Annotated in this window: 13 protein-coding genes; 1 reads left to right on the forward strand and 12 read right to left on the reverse strand. The window is 67.0% G+C overall.

The window, feature by feature from the left end; genetic code table 11:
- Positions 1-4: 4 nt before the first annotated feature.
- The 12 genes from ACQR50_RS11160 to ACQR50_RS11215 all read right to left on the reverse strand — a co-directional run bounded on the left by ACQR50_RS11160 (position 5) and on the right by ACQR50_RS11215 (position 16,292).
- Positions 5-2,122 carry a M3 family metallopeptidase gene (locus ACQR50_RS11160; RefSeq protein WP_428968367.1) on the reverse strand — a complete coding sequence of 706 codons (2,118 nt, stop codon included), beginning with the start codon at positions 2,120-2,122 and terminating at the stop codon, positions 5-7.
- 70 nt (positions 2,123-2,192) lie between these two features.
- Entirely contained in the window at positions 2,193-2,393 is a 201-nt protein-coding gene (locus tag ACQR50_RS11165; RefSeq protein WP_428968368.1) for a hypothetical protein, read from the reverse strand.
- A complete protein-coding gene (locus ACQR50_RS11170) occupies positions 2,390-3,181 on the reverse strand; it encodes a Crp/Fnr family transcriptional regulator (RefSeq protein ID WP_428968369.1) in 792 nt (263 codons plus the stop codon). The genes ACQR50_RS11165 and ACQR50_RS11170 overlap by 4 nt, the downstream gene beginning before the upstream one ends.
- Positions 3,182-3,259: 78 nt before the next feature.
- The gene (locus tag ACQR50_RS11175; protein ID WP_428970690.1) at positions 3,260-4,345 is read right to left on the reverse strand and encodes a DUF475 domain-containing protein; all 1,086 of its coding nucleotides are present in this window, start codon (positions 4,343-4,345) and stop codon (positions 3,260-3,262) included.
- A 163-nt stretch (positions 4,346-4,508) separates the two neighbouring features.
- A complete protein-coding gene (locus ACQR50_RS11180; RefSeq protein ID WP_428968370.1) occupies positions 4,509-5,270 on the reverse strand; it encodes an IclR family transcriptional regulator in 762 nt (253 codons plus the stop codon).
- Positions 5,271-5,416: 146 nt separating this feature from the next.
- Positions 5,417-7,120, reverse strand: a complete 1,704-nt coding sequence (gene nagE, locus ACQR50_RS11185; RefSeq protein WP_428968371.1) for an N-acetylglucosamine-specific PTS transporter subunit IIBC — start codon at positions 7,118-7,120, stop codon at positions 5,417-5,419.
- On the reverse strand, positions 7,117-9,567 hold the full coding sequence (ptsP, locus tag ACQR50_RS11190; RefSeq protein WP_428968372.1) for a phosphoenolpyruvate--protein phosphotransferase: 2,451 nt from the start codon (positions 9,565-9,567) through the stop codon (positions 7,117-7,119). Before ptsP ends, nagE begins: the two co-directional genes overlap by 4 nt.
- A gap of 55 nt (positions 9,568-9,622) precedes the next feature.
- Positions 9,623-12,526 (reverse strand): beta-galactosidase GalA, encoded by a 2,904-nt coding sequence (galA, locus tag ACQR50_RS11195; protein ID WP_428968373.1) that lies wholly within the window; start codon positions 12,524-12,526, stop codon positions 9,623-9,625.
- On the reverse strand, positions 12,523-13,662 hold the full coding sequence (gene nagA / locus ACQR50_RS11200) for an N-acetylglucosamine-6-phosphate deacetylase (protein WP_428968374.1): 1,140 nt from the start codon (positions 13,660-13,662) through the stop codon (positions 12,523-12,525). Before nagA ends, galA begins: the two co-directional genes overlap by 4 nt.
- Positions 13,659-14,699, reverse strand: coding sequence for an SIS domain-containing protein (locus ACQR50_RS11205; RefSeq protein ID WP_428968375.1), 1,041 nt, complete (start codon positions 14,697-14,699; stop codon positions 13,659-13,661). Before ACQR50_RS11205 ends, nagA begins: the two co-directional genes overlap by 4 nt.
- A complete protein-coding gene (locus tag ACQR50_RS11210; protein WP_056438491.1) occupies positions 14,692-15,429 on the reverse strand; it encodes a GntR family transcriptional regulator in 738 nt (245 codons plus the stop codon). The genes ACQR50_RS11205 and ACQR50_RS11210 overlap by 8 nt, the downstream gene beginning before the upstream one ends.
- Positions 15,430-15,545: 116 nt before the next feature.
- Positions 15,546-16,292 carry a copper homeostasis protein CutC gene (locus ACQR50_RS11215; protein WP_428968376.1) on the reverse strand — a complete coding sequence of 249 codons (747 nt, stop codon included), beginning with the start codon at positions 16,290-16,292 and terminating at the stop codon, positions 15,546-15,548.
- 286 nt (positions 16,293-16,578) lie between these two features.
- On the opposite strand from ACQR50_RS11215, the gene ACQR50_RS11220 reads away from it, so the two are divergent.
- Complete coding sequence (locus ACQR50_RS11220) at positions 16,579-19,344, forward strand: TonB-dependent receptor (RefSeq protein ID WP_428968377.1); 2,766 nt, start codon at positions 16,579-16,581, stop codon at positions 19,342-19,344.
- Positions 19,345-19,519: the final 175 nt, after the last annotated feature.

A 19,519-nucleotide genomic window follows, 5' to 3' on the forward strand; every position in this document is an offset into this window, starting at 1 on the left:
GAAGTTACTTCGTCGGGAAGCCGCGTTGCTTCAGCAGCGCGTTTACGTCCGGGTCGCGCCCCCGGAACGCGCGATATGCCTCGGCCCGGTCGGTCTCGTTCCCCGTCGACAACAGGATCCGCGCGAAACGGTCCGCCGTCGCCTTGTCCCATGGGCTGCCCGCTTCCTCGAACGCCGCGAAGGTGTCGGCGTCCATCGTCTCGGACCAGAGATAGCTGTAATAGCCCGCCGAATAGCTGTCCGAGGAGAACAGGTGATTGAACTGCGGCAGGCGGTGCCGCATCACCAGTTCCTTCGGCATGCCGATCTCCTTCAGCGTCGCCGCCTCGAACGCCGCCGGATCGACGATCCCGTCCGGGATGGTGTGCAGCTTCATGTCGACGATCGCCGAGGACAGATATTCGGTCGTCGCGAAGCCCTGGTTGAAGGTCTCCGACGCCTTGATCTTGTCGAGCAGCGCCTGCGGCATGGGCTGGCCGGTCTTGTAGTGGCGGGCGTATTTGTCCAGCACGTCGCGGGTCAGCAGCCAATGCTCATTCACCTGGCTGGGATATTCCACGAAGTCGCGTGGTGTGCCCGCCAGTCCCGGATAGGTGACGTTCTGGAGCATCGCGTGGATCGCGTGGCCGAATTCGTGGAACAGCGTCTCGGCATCGTCCAGGCTGATGAGGACCGGCTCGCCCTTCGCACCCTTGGCGAAGTTGTTGTTGTTCGACGACAGGACATTCTGCACCGGCGGCAGGTTGCGCTGGCCGCGATAGGTGTTCGCCCAGGCACCCGAACGCTTGCCGGTCCGCGCGAAATCGTCGCGGTAGAACAGGCCCACTTCCTTGCCGTTGCGGGTCACATGCCAGACGCGCATGTTCGGCTCGAACACCGGCACGGTGCCGGTGATCTCCTTGAACTCCAGCCCGTAGAGCCGGTTCGCGGCATAGAGCGAACCCTGGATGATGTTGTTCAGCTCGAAATAGGGCTTCAGCTCGGCCTGATCGAGGTCGTAGCGGCTTTTGCGGACCTTCTCCTGATAGAAGCGATAGTCCCAGGGCTCGATGGTGATCTTGGCCCCGTCCTTATCCGCAATCGCCTGCATGTCGCGGACTTCCTCGGCGACGCGCGCCTTGGCGGCCGGCCAGACGCGCATCATCAGGTCCATCGCGGCGGCCGGGGTCTTGGCCATGGTGTCCTGCATCCGCCAGTCGGCATGGGTCTTGAAGCCCAGCAGATGCGCGCGGTTGGCGCGGAGCTTCACGATACGGGCGATGGTCGCCTTGGTATCGTTGATATCGCCATTGTCGCCGCGCTTGGTGAAGGCGCGCCACACCTGCTCGCGAAGCGTACGATCGGTGGCGAAGGTCAGCACCGGATCGACCGCCGACCGGGTGTTGACGATCGCCCAACCCTGCTGCCCGCGCTCGGCCGCAGCCGCCTTGGCCACCGCCTTCACGCTGTCGGGCAGCCCGGCCAGCCGCGCCTCGTCGGTGACGATGATCGCGGTGCCTTCGTCGGCCAGCAACCGCTGCGAAAACTCGCTGAAGTTGATCGCCAGATTTTGGTTGAAGGCAGAGAGTTCTTCCTTCTGGGCCGGGGTCAGCTTGGCACCCTGCCGAACGAAGCTGTCATAGGTGCGCGTGACCAGCCGCTTCTGCTGCGCATCAAGGCCGCTGGTGTCCCGTGCCTTGTAGATCGCCTCGATCCGCGCGAACAGCTTGGGGTTGAAGGTGATCTCGTCCGACGCCTTGGACAGCTTGGGCGACCATTCGCGGTCCAGCGCCTGATAGGCGGGCGTGTTCATATTGCCCGTCATCACCCCGAACAGCGTCATCACGCGGTTCAGCGTCTGCCCGGCATTCTGCATCGGCACGAAGGTATTGGCGAAGGTCGGCTTGGCCGGGTTGTTGGCGATCCGGTCATAGTCGCGCTTGCGCTCGGCCAGCGCGGCCTCGAACGCCGCCGGGAACAGCTCCGGCTTCACCTTGTCCCAGGGCGGCACTCCGCCATAGGGGCCGGTCCATGGCGCGATCAGGGGGTTGGCGGCGGGTGCCTGTACGGCCTGGGGCGGAGACGCCATGGCGGACGTGCTCAACAAGACCGCCAGAGCGGCGGCGAGGGACAGATGACGCAATGTGAACTCCCGGTCATGAAACGCGTGTCATCACCATAAGCCCGTGTTCCGGCGGGTAAAGTCTTGTGACCTACCCCTCGCCGCCCTGCGTCTCCGCCAGTCGGGCCGCCGCCACCAGCCCTTCGCCGGTGGCACGCGCCGCGGCGGGCGTCATCGCCACCGCCACGCCATTGGGCCCGTCGAGCATGACGATCCCGCACTCGGCCGTCGCCACGCCCGCATCGTCATGAACGCCGTGATAGGGGCTGCCGGTCTCGCCGAGCGGGGTCATGCGCCCGGTTTATCCAGGGTCGGGCCGCCGCCATAGAGATAGCCGGGATCGAAATCCGCGAGCGCGGCCAGCATGTCGAGGTCGAGGATATGCGCCTCCCCACTGCGAAAGGTCATCAGGCCCCGCTCGCGCAGCGAGCGAAGGACGCGGTTGAGATGCACCGGGGTGATCCCCGCCGCCTCGGCCAGATCGATCTGGGTCACCGGGAAACGGAACACGCCGTCGCGAACCAGATCGACCATGGCCAGCCGCGCGTGAAGCTCGCAGAACAGATGCGCGACGCGACCATCGGCCTCCAGCCGCCCCAGCCGGAACACCCATTCCCGGTGCATCGCCGCGTCGAGCAGCGTCGAGAACCACAGCAATCGGGTTAACCGGGGATAGCCCGCGACGATCCGCTCCAGCCGATCATGCCCCGCCAGCGCGACCCGCACCGGGGTCAGCGTCGCGACATCATGGTCCAGATGGCGCATCGCAAAGCCGTGCAGATCGACGAAATCGCCGGGAACATGAAAGGCGACGATCTGGCGGTTGCCCTGTCGGTCGTCCATGTACCGGCACATCACGCCTTCCAGCAGCAGGCTGCTGTAGCGAACCCGTTCATCCTGGCGGATGACGATGGTGCGGGCGGGGATGGCGCGAACCTCTTCGACGCTGTCCTCCAGCATCGCGACGTCCTCCGCCGTCATGGTGTCGCGCCCCCGCCCCTTCAGGAACAATTCCGTCAGCAACGGCCCGTCATCGGCGCGCCTTTGCTCCCGTCGCGTATCGATTGCAGAAACCGACATGACCTGTCCCTCACCCAGCGTTCGGAAGGGAAATCCCCCGCATGGGCAAAGTGTTCCGCAAGCGACACGATCGCCGCTTCAGTCGCCGATCGGCTTCCCCGCCCCCTGCACCGGATCGCCGCCATGCCGCAGGTCCTGCGGTGCCTTGCGATTGCTGCGGACCGAGGCCCAGAAGGCCAGACCGATCAGAGTCGCGCCGATCAGGCCCGTGATCGTCTCCGGAATATGGAAGCGCACCGACAGCAGCATGATCGTCGCCAGCGCGACGATGGCATAGAAGGCACCGTGCTCCAGATAGCGATATTGCGCGAGCGTGCCATGATCGACCAGCATGATCGTCATCGAACGGACGAACATCGCCCCGATGCCCAGACCCAGCGCGATGATGAACAGATTGTTCGACAGCGCGAACGCACCGATCACCCCGTCGAACGAGAAGCTGGCGTCGAGCACCTCGAGATAGAGGAACGCGGCAAGGCCCGACCGCGCCGCCGCGCCCGTCGCCGCATCGCCGTCGCTGCCCAGCAGCACGCCGATGGCATGGACCGCGATATAGGTCAGCAGGCCGAAAATGCCCGAGGTGATGAAGGTCATCGCGTCGTCGGCCGGAATGAACCGCGAAATGGCGTAGAGCGCCAGCAGGACGATGCCGGTCGCCAATCCCGAAATGTCCCGCAGCGCGGCCAACGGCCGTTCGATCACGGGCAGCCAATGCTCCTCCTTCTCGTCGTCGAGAAAGAAGTTCAGGCCGACCATCGCCAGGAAGCTGCCGCCGAAACCGGAAATGCCGACATGGGCCGAGGTGATGATCTGCTCATAACGCACCGGATCGCCCGCCGCGAGTTTCACCGCCTCGATCGGTCCCAGATGCGCGGCGATGGCGACGATGGCGAGCGGGAAGACGATCCGCATCCCGAACACCGCGATGATGATGCCCCAGGTCAGGAAGCGGTGGCGCCACTTGTCGTCCATGTCGCGCAGCACCGTCGCGTTGACGACGGCATTGTCGAAGGACAGCGACACCTCCAGCACGCCGAGGACCAGCACGATCCACAGAATGCCGAGCGTGCCGGGGACGGTTCCCGTGCTCTGAAAGCCCAGCCAGGCGGCGATGGCCAGGCAGAGCAGCGTGAACAGGAACGATCCCTTATAATATTTCAACAGCAACTGACGGTCCCCTGTACCTGTCCGATCGACCGCATGGCGTGGCGCTCCGACGATCCGGTCTAAAGTCCGGCTGGTCGGATTTGTTCAATCGGGCACCGGCCCTATCGCCGCGAAGAGGCGGCGGGACAAGTCGGGATCAGGCCGCCGTCAGGCGCGGGGATCAGATACGGGCGTCGTTGCCGATCAGCTGTTCGGAAATGCGCGTCGCCGTCGCGCGCAGCACCGCCAGCGCCTGGTCGACATCCACCGTCGCGTCGGTGATGCGGATGAAGGGCACGGTCAGGACAGCGACGGCACGTCCGCCGCGCATGATCGGCACGGCGAGTTCGACCATGCCGGGCAGTTCGGCGCTGTCCGTCTGCGCAAAGCCCTGACCGCGAATGCCGTCCGCCGTCGCGATCAGGGCCGCACGACGCTCATCCGACAGGGGCGGATCGAACAGGCCGTCCCATTCGGCCCGCGCCTGATCCGGCTGAAAGGCATACAGCACCTGCCCCGACGGGGTTTCATGGATCGGGCGACGATAGCCGACACGCACCGAAAAGCCGACCGAGGTGTTGGCCTCCATCCGCGCGATGACCGAGGATGCCGCACCGGAGGGAATGGCGAGATAGCAGGACTGGCCGATCCGATCGGACAGCATCCGCATTTCAGGCAGCGCCTGTTCCATCAGACTACGCACCGGCGGACGCTTCAGCCCCAGGTGGAACAGGCGCGAGGTCATGACATAACCGTCCGGCCCCTGCGAGACATAGCCCCGATGTTCCAGCACCTGGATCATCCGGAACAGCTCGCCTGTCGACCGGCCGAGACGGGTGACGATCGCGCTCATCGTCAAGGGAAGGTCCTCGGCGGCCAGCAGCTCCAATATGTCGAGCCCTTTTTCCAGCGCCGGGGCGCGGTAGAGCCGCTTATCGTCCAAGACTTCTGGCGGTTCGCTGGCCAAAAATTCCCTCCGTCCCGGTCGTCGCCTGGGCGCGACCGTCATCTATTCTCATTAGCCGATATGCGCGGCTATATAGGCTGCGCTTGAGGCGGCAATATGATTAACGTCCGGATGACAGTAATTTAATCGATTAGAATGTGAACGATGTCGGGCGCTACCATCGCGATCGTCCTGGCCTGGTCCGGTGTGGTTCCGGCCCGACGGGCTGGATCGGCCAGGACGATGCGCCAGCGTCCGGCATGGTGGCTGGCCGAGACGATATTGTCCGCGCCGCCCATCGCCCGCACGAGCGTATCCGGCAGACTGGTCTGCGCCTTGGCGGCTACCTCCTGGACCGGCGCGGCCGTGACCGGAGCCGCCGCGCGGGTGGTGGCGGCGATCGGCCCGGACTCGACGGCGGCACGCATCTCCATCGCCACGGCGTCGGCAATCGGACCCAGCACGACCTGAACGCCGCTGGCCGAGGGACGCAGGATACCCCGTGCGCCGAGCCGCTTCAGCGCAGGTTCATCGACCTGGCCGGGATCGACCACGATCAGGCGCAGGCGGGTGGTGCAGGCCGCGATCTCGCTGAGGTTCGTGCTGCCGCCCATCGCCGCGACGAAGGATGCCCCGCGCCCGCCGGCGATCTCGGTCGCCTCGCCTTCTGCCGCCGCCTCGACCTCGCGACCCGGCGTCTGCAGGTTCCAGCGGCGGATCGCGAAGCGGAACACCGCATAATAGATCAGGGCATAGGCCGCGCCGATCGGCAACAGCATCAGCGGCTTGGTCGCCTTGCCGAAATTGATGACATAGTCGAACAGACCGGCCGAGAAGGTATAGCCCAGCCTTACGCCCAGCGCGTTCATCAACGCTTCCGACAGGCCGGTCAGGACCGCGTGGAAGGCATAGAGGACGGGCGCCAGGAACATGAAGCTGAACTCGATCGGCTCGGTCACGCCGGTCAGGAACGACATCAGCGCCAGGCTGAACAGCATGCCCCCGACCGCCTTTTTCCGCTCCGGCAGCGCTTCGTGATACATGGCGAGACATGCGGCGGGCAGGCCGAACATCATGACCGGGAAGAAGCCGCTCATGAACGCGCCCGCGGTCGGATCGCCCGCGAAGAAGCGGGTCAGGTCGCCGGTCTTGCCCTGATAATCGCCGACCACGAAATAGGCGACGGTGTTCAGGATGTGGTGCAGGCCGGTGACGACCAGCAGGCGATTGAGCACGCCAAAGGCGAACAGCCCCAGCCCGCCCGCCTGGACGATGCCCTGGCTCATTGCATCGATGCCCGCATTGACCGGCCCGAACGCCACGCCCAGCAGGGCGGCGAGACCCAGGCCCGCAATGCCCGAAATGATCGGTACAAAGCGACGGCCACCGAAAAAGGCCAGATATTCCGGCATCTTGATGGTGGCGAAGCGGTTGTAGAAATTGCCGCCGATCAGACCGGCGACGATGCCGACCGGCACGTCGAACCGATGGACCGACTTGGTCCGCCACGCCGCCTCGACGGTCGCGGCGATGTCCTTGGCCAGGCCGGCTCCCGTCCCGGCGGGCGGCACGATCAGCGTCTCGGCGCCCTTGATGGTGACGAGGTAGCAGGTGATGCCCGCCAGTGCCGCCGCGCCATTGCCGTCACGGGCAAAGGCGGTGGCGACACCGACCGCGAACAACAGGCCCAGATTGTCGAAGATCGCATTGCCCGCATTCGCCATGAAGGCGATGTTCAGCATGTCGGGCTGGCCCAAGCGCAGCAACAGGCCCGCGACCGGCAGCACCGCGATGGGCAGCATGAGCGCCCGCCCGAGCGATTGGATGGTGGCCATGGGCGAGCTCATGCGCCGATCTCCTGAAGCATAGTCGTGATGTGCGCGCGGACCGCCGCCGCCGAGGGGAGCGCCAGCGCGGCGATCGCGGCGGCGCGGCATTTCACCATGTCGAGCTTGCCGACCAGCGCCTTGATCGCCGCCACCCGCGCCGGGGGCACCGACAATTCGCAGACGCCCAGACCCAGCAGGATCGGCACCGCCAGACGATCGGCGGCCAGCGAACCGCAGACGCCGACCGGCGTGTCGTGGCGTGCCGCGCCGTCGCAGGTCGTGCCGATCAGGCGCAGCACGGCCGGATGAAGCCCGTCGACCCCCGCCGCCACCGCCGCATTGCCGCGATCCATGGCCAGCGTATATTGGGTCAGGTCGTTCGTCCCGATCGAGAAGAAGTCCGCCTTACGCGCGAGAATATCGGCGGAAATTGCGGCAGCCGGGGTCTCGATCATGACGCCGACCTCGGCCTTTCCGCCTTGCCGCTCGACGACCGCGCGAACCGCCTCCAGTTCGGACAGGCTGGCGATCATCGGCGCCATGATCCGGCACGGCTGGCGCACCGCCAGGATCGCAGCCACCTGATCCTCCAGCAGCTGCGGATCGGCGAGCGACACGCGGATGCCGCGCAGGCCCAACGCCGGATTTTCCTCGACGGGCAGGTCCATATAGGGCGCGGGCTTGTCGCCGCCGACATCGAGCAGCCGGACGATCATCGGCCGGTCGCCCAGCGCATCGGCGATCGCCTGGTAATCGCGGGCCTGTTCGTCGCGGGTCGGCGCGGTGGCGCGTTCCAGGAACAGGAATTCGGTGCGCAACAGGCCGCAGCCCTCCGCGCCCTCCGCCACCGCCGCCTCGGCATCGGCGACTGAGCCCAGATTGGCGAACATCTCGATCCGGGTGCCGTCCGCCATGCGGCATGGCCCTTGTGCGGCACGCGCGGCTTCCATCTCGGCCTTGCGGCGGGCGATGGTGTCGCGCACCTGACCTTGCGCCTCGGCGTCGGGTTCGGGATCGATCAGGCCGCGATCGGCGTCGAGCACGATGACCCGGCCATCCTCCAGCGCGGCCAGCGGCTCACCGAAGGCGACCGCCATGGGCAGGCCCATGCCCGCCGCCAGGATCGCGGCGTGCGAGGTCGGCCCGCCCTTGACCAGCGCGATGCCCGCCACGACGGCGGCGTCGAGCGCTGCGACCTGGCTGGGCAGCAGATCCTCGGCGACCAGGATCGCGCCCTGCGGGACGCTCGGCCCTTCGATGGGAAGGCCCGCCAGAGCTGCGAGCACATGGCGTTCCAGATCGCGCAGATCGTCGGCGCGCTCGGCGATACGGCGGTCGCCGCTCGACAGCAGGACGGCGACCTGTTCGGTGATCGCTTCCTGCCACGCCACGCCCGCGCTCATCCCCCGGCCGATCACGGCCAAAGCGGCGTCGGTCAACGTCGGATCGGCCAGCATCGCGCCATGCGCAGCCATCACCCCGCCGCGTGCGCCACCGGCAGCCGCTGCCCGGGCCAGGCTCTCGCGCACCGTATCGAGCGCCGCGTTCAGGCGGGTGCGTTCCTCCTCCTCGGTACCCGCCAGCGTCTCGACCGGAATGGCGGCACGGGTCAGCCGGTGGATCGGCCCGACCGCAAGACCCGGCGCGGCGGGCACACCGCCCAGCCCCGGCCCCTCGCCGCGTACCGGCTCGGGCACATCGACCGGCGTTTCCTCGGGCGTGGCGTCGTTCAGGAAGGCGATGACCTCGGCCAGGGCTGCGGCGGCCTGCGCCCCGCTCGCCTCGATCCGCACGGTCGTGCCATGGCCCAGACCCAGCCCCAGCAGACCGACGGCGCTCAGTGCCGAGGCATGGCGGTCGCCGTGATACAGGGTGACGCGCGCGTCGTGCTTGCGGACCGCCTCGACCAGCCGGGCGGCGGGACGCGCGTGCAGGCCGTGCGACAGCGCAACGACTGTTTCCTCGACCAGCATGTCGCCGCCCATGTCGGCATCGACCGTCTCGACGCCCAGCGGCACGACGCGCAGCAGCGGATCACCGACCGCCACCAGCCCCTTGGCGATAGGCTCGACGGCATAGCGGGTGGCATCGGCCACGATGATCGGCGTGACGACGGCGGGCGCGTTCTGGACCAGATAGTCGAGGTCGAAGCGGATCAGCGGCTGGCCCGCCAGCACCTTCGCGCCCGCCTGTACCTGCGGCGTCAGCCCTTTGCCGCCCAGCGACACGGTGTCGATGCCGATATGGCAGATCAGCTCATAGCCGTCGATGCTGCGCAGCGTGACCGCATGGCCCGCCTCATGCACAGTCAGCACGGTCGCGTCGCAGGGCGCGCAAAGCGCATCGTTGACCGGATCGATCGCGACACCGTCGCCCAGCATCTTTTCGGCAAAGACCGGGTCCGGCACTTGGGCGAGCGGCGTCACCCAGCCTGCCAGCGGCGCAAAAACGGTCAGGTCACTCATCGCACGTCACTTTCGCCAAACTGCTTTCCTTCCCCGTGAGCGTCCCCGCACGCCGTCAGCGCGGGCGGATCGTCACCCGGCCCAGCAGGCCGCTATCGATATTGCCCATCCCCGCGACGATCAGCGCGACGGTCCGCTTGCCCGCGCCGGACGGCAGGGTCGCCGTCATGGGGCCGGGCTTGGGATCGCGCTTCTCCGCGACCAGCTGCCCATCGACCCACAGGCTCGCCATGCCGCCGACCGAGGCCAGCCGCAGTTCGCCGCCCCGCGCCGCGACCGCCCGCCGGGGCGTGACGACCGCGCGATAGACACGCCAGCCCGCCCCCTCCGCCGGGGTCGGCGTACCCGCCTGGACAAAGGCCCAGCCATTATTGTCGCTGGCGGCGGGTGCGAGGTCGGGCGAGGGCTTGGTCGCCAGCAGCGGCGAGCGCCGCCATTCGCGCACGTCCATGTCGCCGTTCATCACCGCGACCTGCGCACGCGGCGTCACGCCCAGCCGGTCGAGCTTCAGCGTGGCAGGCTTCAACCCGTCCGCCGTCGCACGAATGGTGATCCGCCCGCGCCCGGTATCGGGCCGCACGATCATCTGGGCGAGGCCGTTGAACAGCGAGCGCTGGTTGCCCTTTTCAGGCTCATGGCTGTTGGGATCGCCATTGCCGACCCCGATGATCGCACCGCCTTCGATGGTGAAACGGGTCATCAGATTGGCGGTTGGGACGTGGCGGCCCTTGGCATCCACGGCATCGATGGTGATCGCCTGCGCGTCCTCGGTATCGCCCGCCATCACGGTGCGCGCCGGGGTCAGCCGAAGGGCGACCGGCACACCGACCGTCTCGTGCGCGGCGCGCGCGACCTCGCGGCCGCCGCGATAGGCGATCGCCTCGATCCGGCCCGGCGCATAAGGGATAGTCCACTCATTGCCCATGAGCCGGTCGACCGCCGCCTCCCCCAGCGTCTTCCCGTTCAGGCGAAGGACGACGCGCTCGGCATTGGACAGAACCATGACCTTGGTCGGCTTGCCTTCGCGCCCCGGCCAGCTCCAGTGCGGTGCGATCGCGACCACCGGCTGGTCGTCGATCCAGGCGGCGCGGTGGATGTCGAAGGCGGTCTTGGGAAAGCCGCACAGATCCATGATGCCGAAGAAGCTGGCGATGCTCGGCCATTCATAGGGCGTCGGCTCGCCATGATAGTCGAAGCCGGTCCACACGAAGCCACCCGCCACGAAAGCGCGCTCGGCGATCTTCTTCCACGCGCCCCGGTGCGTGTCGCCCCAGCTCGCCGCCTCGACGTCATAGCTCGACGCGATGTGGCGGGCCGGATCGCTCTCGAACGCGCCGCGCGTCATGAAGGCGCTGGTATCCTCCGAGCTGGTCATCGGCTTGGCCGGGTTCAGCTGGTGATAGCGGTCGTAATCGCCCTGATAATAGTTGAAACCGGTCACATCGACGACCTGGGCGACATTGACCGGATTGAAGAACGCCCCGTTCATCGCCGCCGTCACCGGGCGGCTGTCGTCCAGCGCGCGGACCCAGTGCGCCATGCGCTTGACCATCGCGACGCCCGCAGGCGTGCCCTGCATCGGTTCCTCGTTGAAGACCGACCACAGGATGACGCTGGGGTGGTTGCGGTCGCGCCGGACCAGCCATTCCAGCTGGGCGCGATATTCGGGCGCGGGATTGAACTGCCGGTTCTCGTTCATCACGAGGAAGCCCAGCCGGTCGCACCAGTCGAGCAGTTCCGGCGTCGGCGCATTGTGGCTGGACCGGATGGCGTTGCAGCCCATCGCCTTCAGCCGCTCCAGCCGCCAGCCGAGCAGCGCGTCGGGGATCGCGGTACCGACGCCCGCATGATCCTGATGCAGGCACACGCCCTTCAGCTTAACGGGACGGTCGTTGAGGAAAAAGCCGTTGGCCGCGTCGAAGCGCAGCGTACGGAATCCGATCGGCACCCGCCGCTCGTCCGCCAGCTGTCCATCGCGCACCAGACGTACGTCGAGCATGTAGAGGGTAGGCCGCTCGACCGACCAGAGCATGGGGTCGGCAACCAGTAGGTCGAGCGCGGCCTTGCCCTCGTCCAGCGCGGGCACCGTCGTCTGAGCCTGTCCTTGCGCAACCAGCTTGCCCTGCGGATCGAGCAGGCGCGCTTCGACCGTGACCGGGCTGTCGGCGTCGACGATGCTGGTCAGTGTCGCCGTGACGGGGACATGCCAGCCGTCCGCCCGCTTGCGCGGATCGCCATGCACGCCGTCGGTCGCGATCGACACCGGCGCATAGTCGCCCAGCCAGACATGGCGATAGAGCCCGGCGCCTTCATACCACCAGCCCTCCATCGCCTCCGCATCGACGCGGACGGCAACGACATTGGCCTCGTCCCCGAACCGCGCGAACGGGGTCAGGTCGATGCGGACCGCGTTATAGCCCGAGAAATTGTGCGAAACGACGCTGCCATTGATCCAGATCGTGGCGTTCGTCGCGATGCCGCCGAATTCCAGCTCGATCCGCCGTCCGCGCAAAGCGGGGTCGAGACGGAAGCTGCGCCGATACCAGCCGATGCCGCGCGGGCGATAGCCTTGCGCGACATTGGCGGTCTTTACGAAGGGCTGGAACGAGGCCCAGTCATGCGGCAGGTCGACCGCCTGCCAGTCGCTGTCGTCATAATCGACCGCCGCCGCGCCGCGCGCATTGCCCGCCTTGACCGACAGATAGGTCGCGTTGTGCGTGTCGAGCGGCGCAGGCTCGACATCGCCTTCGTGGAACAACCAGCCGCGATCCATCAGGACGCGGGCCGCATCCTGCACCGGCAGCGCGGGCGGAAGCTGATCCACGGGCTCGGGCATGGGCAGCGCGCCCGCGCCATCCGCCGGGCGGCGACTGGCGGCGAAGGCCGGGACCGGCGCCATGCCGCCCGCCAGCCCCACCACCGCGCTGCCCAGCAGAAGGTCGCGGCGCGCGACCGTCATGCCGCGACCGGCTCCGCCGAGGCGATACGTGTCTCGACCGGCTTGAGCGCGGCGTCGAGCACCACCCAATCCGCGCGCAGCCCCTGGGCCAGCGCCCCGCGCTCATGCGACAGACCCAGGAACGCCGCCGGATGCGTCGCGGCCATCGCCGCCGCCTGATCGACCCTGATGCGCAGCTGCTCGACCGCATTGGCGACCGCCGACCCCATATCGAGGTCCGAGCCCGCCAGCGTGCCGTCGGTATAGGTGCACTTGCCGCCCGACACATCGATATGACGGCCGTGCAGGACGAAGTCCTTCTCGACCGCACCGACCGACGACATAGCGTCCGTGACCAGCATCAGCTTGTCGAACGGCCGCGCCTTCATCGCCAGCCGGAGCATCGGCGCGGAGACGTGGAAGCCATCGATGATCAGCCCCGCATAGGGCCGCGGATCGTCGAGCGTCGCGCCCGCCAGACCCGGCACACGCTGCTGCATGGCGGGCATCGCGTTGTACAGATGCGTGACGCCGACGACGCCCGCACCGAACGCCTCGACCGCCTGCTCATAGCTCGCCTCGCTATGGCCCGCGCTGACCAGCACGCCTGCTTCCGCCAGACGACGGATGGTGGCGACCGGCACCCGCTCGGGCGCGATGGTCAGCATGACCTTGCCCTTGCGGGGGCGGGTCAGGACGGCGATCATCTCTTCGTCCAGATCGCGGAAGCGCGTCGGATCGTGGATGCCCTTGCGCGCCGGATTCAGCACCGGGCCCTCGACATGGATGCCGACGATGCCGGGCACCTTCGCCTCGATCGCCTCGTCGATCGCGTCGAGCGCGCGGGCGATCTTGTCCGGCGTCTCGCTGACCAGGGTCGGCAGCATCGCGGTGGTGCCATAGACGGCATGCGCCGCCGCCATGGTCGCGATGCCGTCCACGTCCAGACGGTCGTTGAACAGCACGCCGCCGCCGCCATTGACCTGCGTGTCGATATAGCCGGGCACGACCCAGCCGCCGTTCAGGTCGATCGTGTCGGCCGAACCCTCGACCGTGCCGATCGATGCGATACGGTCGCCGTCCACGACGATCTCTGCACCCGGCAGGACGCCGCCCTGGGTCGCGACATGGCCGTTGACGAAACGGAAACGGGTCATAGCGTGCGGGTCACTTTCTGCAGATGCGGCGGCGAGTCGGGGTCCATGCCACGGGCGAGCGCCAGCGCCTCGACCATGCGGTAGAAGCTGGCGAGCATCGCAATCGGCTCCAGCGCGGGATGGCCTGCGACCATCGGCAGCGCACCGCCCTGCCCCGCGACGAACGGCTTGGCGCCGCGGCCCGCGAACTGGTCGGCGACCGCCTTCACATCCTCGCCCGCCACGTCGGAGGTGGCGAAGCCCAGCACCGAATAGCCGGGTTCGACGATACGCATCGGGCCGTGGCGCACTTCGGCGGCGCTGAACGGCTCGGCCTGGATCGAGCAGGTTTCCTTGAGCTTCAGCGCGGCTTCCTGCGCCACGCCGTAGCCGTAACCGCGACCCAGCACGAACATCTGGCTGACCTCGCGCAATCCCTCGACCGCCGGGGACCAGTCGAGGCCCAGCGCCTGTTCAACCTGACCGGGCAGATCATCGAGGGCGGCCTCCAGCCTCTCGTCGCCAGCCCAGGCGGCGGCGAGCTGCACCAGACCCGCCAGCGCGGTCAGGCAGGACTTGGTGGCGGCGACGGCCTTTTCGGGACCGGCCGACAGCGGCAGGAAGGTGTCCGCGCCGGTCGCCAGCGGCGACTCCTCATCGTTCACAAGCGCGACGATATGTGCCCCGCCCGCGCGATACGCCTCGACCGTCGCCAGCAGGTCCGGGCTGCGCCCCGACTGCGAGATGGCGATGACCAGCGCCCCCTGCACCTTCATCGGCGTTTCGAAGATCGATGCGACCGAAGGCGCGGCCGACGAGACCGGCACGCCGGTCTTGGTCTCCAGGATATACTTGCCATAGGTCGCGGCGTGGTCCGACGAACCACGCGCGATGGTGATGATCACCGGCGGCGGGGCGGCACGCAGCCGCTCGGCCAGCGCCCGGACGGTCGGCGCATTGCGCGCGAGCAGCCGGGCGATCGCTTCCGGCGCCTCCCCCGCTTCCGCTCCCATCAGGGTGCTGGTCCCCGCACTACCGGCGGTCATCACATCAGACATCGGTTAACTCCGCGACGAAATCATAGGCATCGCCGCGATAGAAGGACTGGGTATATTCCACCGCCCGTCCATCGCGTAGAAATCCGCGCCGTTCGATCAACAGGCCCGCATGGCCCGGATCGACATCCAGCATCTTGGCATGATCGGGCCCGAACGGCACCGCACGCAGCCGCTGCAGCGCGCGCACCGGCCGGTTGCCGGTCCGCTCCAGCGCCGCATAGAGCGAGCGGTCGACCGCCTCGATCGAGGGCAACGCAAAGCCCGCGATGGTCGATACCTCGATCGCCATCGGCACCTCGTCGGCGAAGCGCACACGCTGGAAACGATAGACCGGCGCCCCCGGCGACAGGCCCAGCGACAGCGCCTCTTCCGGCGTGACGGTGCCCGGCGCACGGCTGACCCACTGGCTGCTCGGCGTGCGGCCGCGCGCGATCATGTCTTCGGAGAAGGAGGACAGCTTGGAGAAGCTCTTCTCCACGCGCCCCGCGACGAAGGTCCCCGCCCCGCGCCTGCGCGTCAGCAGCCCTTCCTCGACCAGCCCGCCGATCGCCTTGCGCACCGTGATCCGCGACACGTCATATTCGATCGCCAGATCGCGCTCGGCGGGGATCGCGTCGTCCTCGGCCAGGACATTGTTGGTGATCGCATCGCGCAGCAGCTGCTGGAGCTGGAGGTATAACGGCGCGGGGTTCCCCTTTCGGAAGGAGCCGACCTGCGCCGAGAATGTCATGGCCGCGCCATCCCCCTTTGCCCGGGCGTCGCTCATGCCACGCCCCGCTTCGTCAACAGGCTTATCGCAGCCGAACCAAGCGGGCAATAGGTATTATATTTGGCATACATTGGCTTTTATCCTTCCCCTATTTTCTGTCGGATCGCCGCGATGCGATCGGCGCTCGTCCGGCGCCGGGGCCCTACCGCGAAGCCCATGCCGAGCACCCGCGAATCCCCCCAATCCTCGCGCACGCTGGCCGAGGCATGAACCGCATCGACCCCGGTCCGGGTGATCAACGCCCTGACATTGTCCGCCGAGACACCCGATCCCGCAATGATCGACAGGCGCCCGTCCGCTGCCTCGACCATCTTCGCGATGACGTCGGCGCCCTGTTCGGCCGTCGCCGCCCCGCCCGAAGTCAGGATATGGTCATAGCCCAGCTCCGCCGCCTGTCCGACCGCCTCGACGGGGTCCGCCACCAGGTCGATCGCCCGGTGCAGCACGATGGCCACCCCCGCCGCCGCCTCGCGCCAGCGCGCCAGCACGTCCAGGTCGAGCCGCTGGTCGTCCGCCATCGCCCCGACCACGACCCCCGCGACGCCCATCGCCACCATGTGACGGATTTCTTTTGTGGCGAGTCCCATATCGGCACGGTCATAACGGAAGTCGCCGTCACGCGGCCGCACCATCGCGTGCACCGGCACACCGGACTCTACCGCACAAGCAACCAGCGCCGCCGAGGGCGTCAGACCGCCCAGACCCAGCGCACCGCAAAGCTCGATCCGGTCCGCCCCCGCGGCCACGACTGCCGCCACGCCGTCCGCGTCATCGACGCAGATTTCCAGCAGCGGCGCTCCAGCCCGGACTGGTGACATGACCATCTTGAACTTCCCCCGGCCCATTTGCCCCGCGCACCCGGACCACCGCCGCGCGGACCTTTCACAGATGCGTCATTTAAGCAGCACGCCGGACAATGCGCCAGCCCAATGGTCTCATGACGAGAACGTCACATTTTTTCCGTTTACGGACCAATGTCAGTTTGGTTACACGTTGGTAGTTCCGGCATATCGTATAAAAAGCCGGCCGGGGAGGACTCCACCAGCCATCCCCAGACAACAATAAGAGCGCGCGCGGTGGAGCGGCGATTATTTTTTGGGGGATTTCAACATGTTGAGCTTCCGCGGCATGATCCTGACGGCGACCGCACTCGCCGGCATCCAGGGCACCGCTTTTGCGCAGACCGCGACGCCGTCTGCCGATGCACCGACTCAGACCGCACCGGGCAGCGACTCCAGTGACATCGTGGTCACCGGCATCCGCTCCAGCCTGCGCAACGCGATCAACGTCAAGCGCGAGGCCAACGCCGTCGTCGACGTCATCACCGCCGAGGACGTGGGCAAGTTCCCCGACCGCAACGTGGCGGAATCGCTGTCGCACATTCCGGGCGTCAGCATCGACCGCCGCTTCGGCGAGGGTGAAAAGGTCGCCATTCTCGGCACCGACCCGGCGCTGAACCGCATGCTGCTCGACGGCCATGCACTGGCCTCGGCCGACTGGGGCGGCAACGACAACGACCCGTCCAGCCGTACCTTCAACTATTCGCTGCTGGCCCCCGAGCTGGTCGACCGCCTCGAGGTCTACAAGTCGCCGGAACCGCGCATCGAGGAAGGCAGCCTGGGCGGCACGGTCATCGTGCGCACCCGCCGTCCCCTGGACCTGGCACCCAATTCGATCTTCGCCTCGGGCGGCTATACGTACAACGACCGTTCCGAGAAGGGGAATGTCCGCGGATCGGGTCTGTACAGCTGGCACAACGAAGCCGACAATTTCGGCTTCCTGGTCGCCGCGACCTATGACAAGCAGGCGCTGACCCGCGCGGGTGTCGAGTTCTTCGGCTATCAGAGCGGCGCGGACTTCTTCCAGAAGGACGCTAACGGCAATGTCGTGCGCGACGCGTCGGGCCAGGGCGTGCTGCTCAACCCGAACGCCACAGTCACCGGCGGCACCAAGAACGACCTGATCAACGCGGTCGCGCCGTTCGGCATCAACTATGCCTATTTCCAGCAGACCCGCGAGCGCGCCAGCGTGTCGGGCACCGTGCAGTATCGCCCGGCCCCCAACCTGACGCTGACCCTGAACGGCCTGCACATCGACGGCAACTACAACAATTACAGCCAGTCGATGTACACGATCCCGGTCGCTTGGACCGGCAGCGTGCTGCAGACCGCCAATGTCGCCAACGGCGTCGTCAACTCGGCCAGCTTCGCCGCCGCGCCGAACCAGTCGGCGCAGCTCGACACGCTGGTCCGCAAGACCAAGCTGAAGACCGACAACCTGAACTTCTTCGCCGATTGGGAAGGCGATGACGGCGCGAAGATCAACTTCGCGGGCGGCTGGTCGAAGGCGACCGGCGGGCGCAACCCCGAATATCTGTTCAACGTGCAGACCAAGCTGCCGTTCAACTATGCGTTCACGCCGACCTCGGCGACGGTGAACTTCACGGGCGACCTGACCAACCCGGCGAACTACTTCACCAACCCGAACAACAACCCGGCGCAGATCGAGGGCCGTCCGGTCATCGTGGGCGGCCAGCAGCTGAACGGCGCGCAGATCGGCGGCCTGGACTATAGCGTCACCACCGACCGCGACATCTTCGGCGGCTATGACGCGACCATCCCGGTCGAGTTCGGTCCGTTCAAGCAGATCCTGATCGGCAGCCGCGTGACCGACCACGTCAACCGCATCGACGGTCGTGGCATCAACACCTACAAGACCAGCTCGCAGACCGCCAACCAGCTGGGCGTCACCACGCTCGTCACGCCGGGCGGCGTCTTCGACGGCAGCGGCGGCATGGGCAATGCGACCCAGTATCTGAACCTGCCCGAGCAGGCGGTGATCGACATCCTCGCCAACTCGATCAACAGCCCGCTGGTCACCAAGGTCGGCGCGTCGACCAAGGTGCGCGAGACGGTCATCGCGTCCTACGTCCAGGCCAATTTCGATGAAGGCGGCTTGCGCGGCAACATCGGCGGTCGTCTGGTCTATACCCGCGACAAGTCCAACTATGCCGTGACGCTGGCCAACACGGTCACCCCGGTGCCGGTGCCGACCACCACCACGACCGATTATCTGAAGTTCCTGCCCAGCGTGAACATCGCCTATTCGATCACGCCGGAATTCCTGGTCCGTGGCTCGGTCGCGCGGGTGATCTCGCGTCCGCGCTATCAGGATCTGGCGGCGGCGACCTCGCTCAACGACATCACGCTCGATGGCGGCGGCGGCAATCCGAACCTGAAGCCGTACGAGTCGACCAACTACGAACTGACGGCGGAATGGTATCCGCGCGCCGGCTCGCTGATCGCGGTCGAACTCTTCCGTCGCGACATCTCGAACTACATCATCAACACGCGTACCAACGCCGTGTTCTTCAACTCGCTGCAGAATCGCCTGACGACGTACAACGTCAACCAGCCGATCAATGGCGGCGCGGCGAAGGTGAACGGCGCGCTGGTGTCGGGCCAGACCGAAATCTGGGGCGGCTTCGGCATCCAGGCGAACTATTCGTACCAGGACAGCTCGACCTCGTCGGTCGACTCGTCGGGTGCGGCGCTGAACCTGCCGTATCTGTCGCGCCACACGGTCAACGTGATCCCCTATTTCGAAAGCGGGATTTTCCAGGCGCGCCTGAGCTACAACTACCGCTCGAGCTATTTCCGCACGATCGGCCGCCTGAACTCGCGCGAAATGGTCGCGCCGTACAGCCAGCTCGACTTCTCGGCGGGTGTGAACCTGACCAAGGAGATCACGCTGACGGTCAACGCGCAGAACCTGCTCGACGAGACCTATTACCAGTATAACGCGACCCCCGACCGTCCGACCGCCTTCTATAAGAACGGCCGGACCTATGCCGCCTCGGTCGCGGTGCGGTTCTAAGCCACTTCTGCATCCCCTCCCGCGGCGGGAGGGGACCGAGGGGAGGGCAGGGAGTCTCACAGAGCCTGTCGCCTGCGGCCTTGCCCTCCCCCATCCCCTCCCGCTTGCGGGAGGGGCGTGAAAGAAACAGCCCGCCGTTCCTCGGGACCGGCGGGTTTTCTTGTCCTGACTTCCC

It is taken from the genome of Sphingomonas sp. Xoc002, assembly GCF_050408055.1.
GTDB classification, from domain to species: domain Bacteria; phylum Pseudomonadota; class Alphaproteobacteria; order Sphingomonadales; family Sphingomonadaceae; genus Sphingomonas; species Sphingomonas yabuuchiae.

Excerpts from the sequence above, each read along its gene's own strand:
- ACQR50_RS11215 (WP_428968376.1), bottom strand. The coding sequence starts at position 16,292 with ATGGTCATGTCACCAGTCCGGGCTGGAGCGCCGCTGCTGGAAATCTGC.
- nagA (WP_428968374.1), bottom strand. The coding sequence starts at position 13,662 with ATGACCCGTTTCCGTTTCGTCAACGGCCATGTCGCGACCCAGGGCGGC.
- nagE (WP_428968371.1), bottom strand. The coding sequence starts at position 7,120 with ATGAGCTCGCCCATGGCCACCATCCAATCGCTCGGGCGGGCGCTCATG.
- galA (WP_428968373.1), bottom strand. The coding sequence starts at position 12,526 with ATGACGGTCGCGCGCCGCGACCTTCTGCTGGGCAGCGCGGTGGTGGGG.
- ACQR50_RS11170 (WP_428968369.1), bottom strand. The coding sequence starts at position 3,181 with ATGTCGGTTTCTGCAATCGATACGCGACGGGAGCAAAGGCGCGCCGAT.
- ptsP (WP_428968372.1), bottom strand. The coding sequence starts at position 9,567 with ATGAGTGACCTGACCGTTTTTGCGCCGCTGGCAGGCTGGGTGACGCCG.
- ACQR50_RS11210 (WP_056438491.1), bottom strand. The coding sequence starts at position 15,429 with ATGACATTCTCGGCGCAGGTCGGCTCCTTCCGAAAGGGGAACCCCGCG.
- ACQR50_RS11205 (WP_428968375.1), bottom strand. The coding sequence starts at position 14,699 with ATGTCTGATGTGATGACCGCCGGTAGTGCGGGGACCAGCACCCTGATG.
- ACQR50_RS11220 (WP_428968377.1), top strand. The coding sequence starts at position 16,579 with ATGTTGAGCTTCCGCGGCATGATCCTGACGGCGACCGCACTCGCCGGC.
- ACQR50_RS11165 (WP_428968368.1), bottom strand. The coding sequence starts at position 2,393 with ATGACCCCGCTCGGCGAGACCGGCAGCCCCTATCACGGCGTTCATGAC.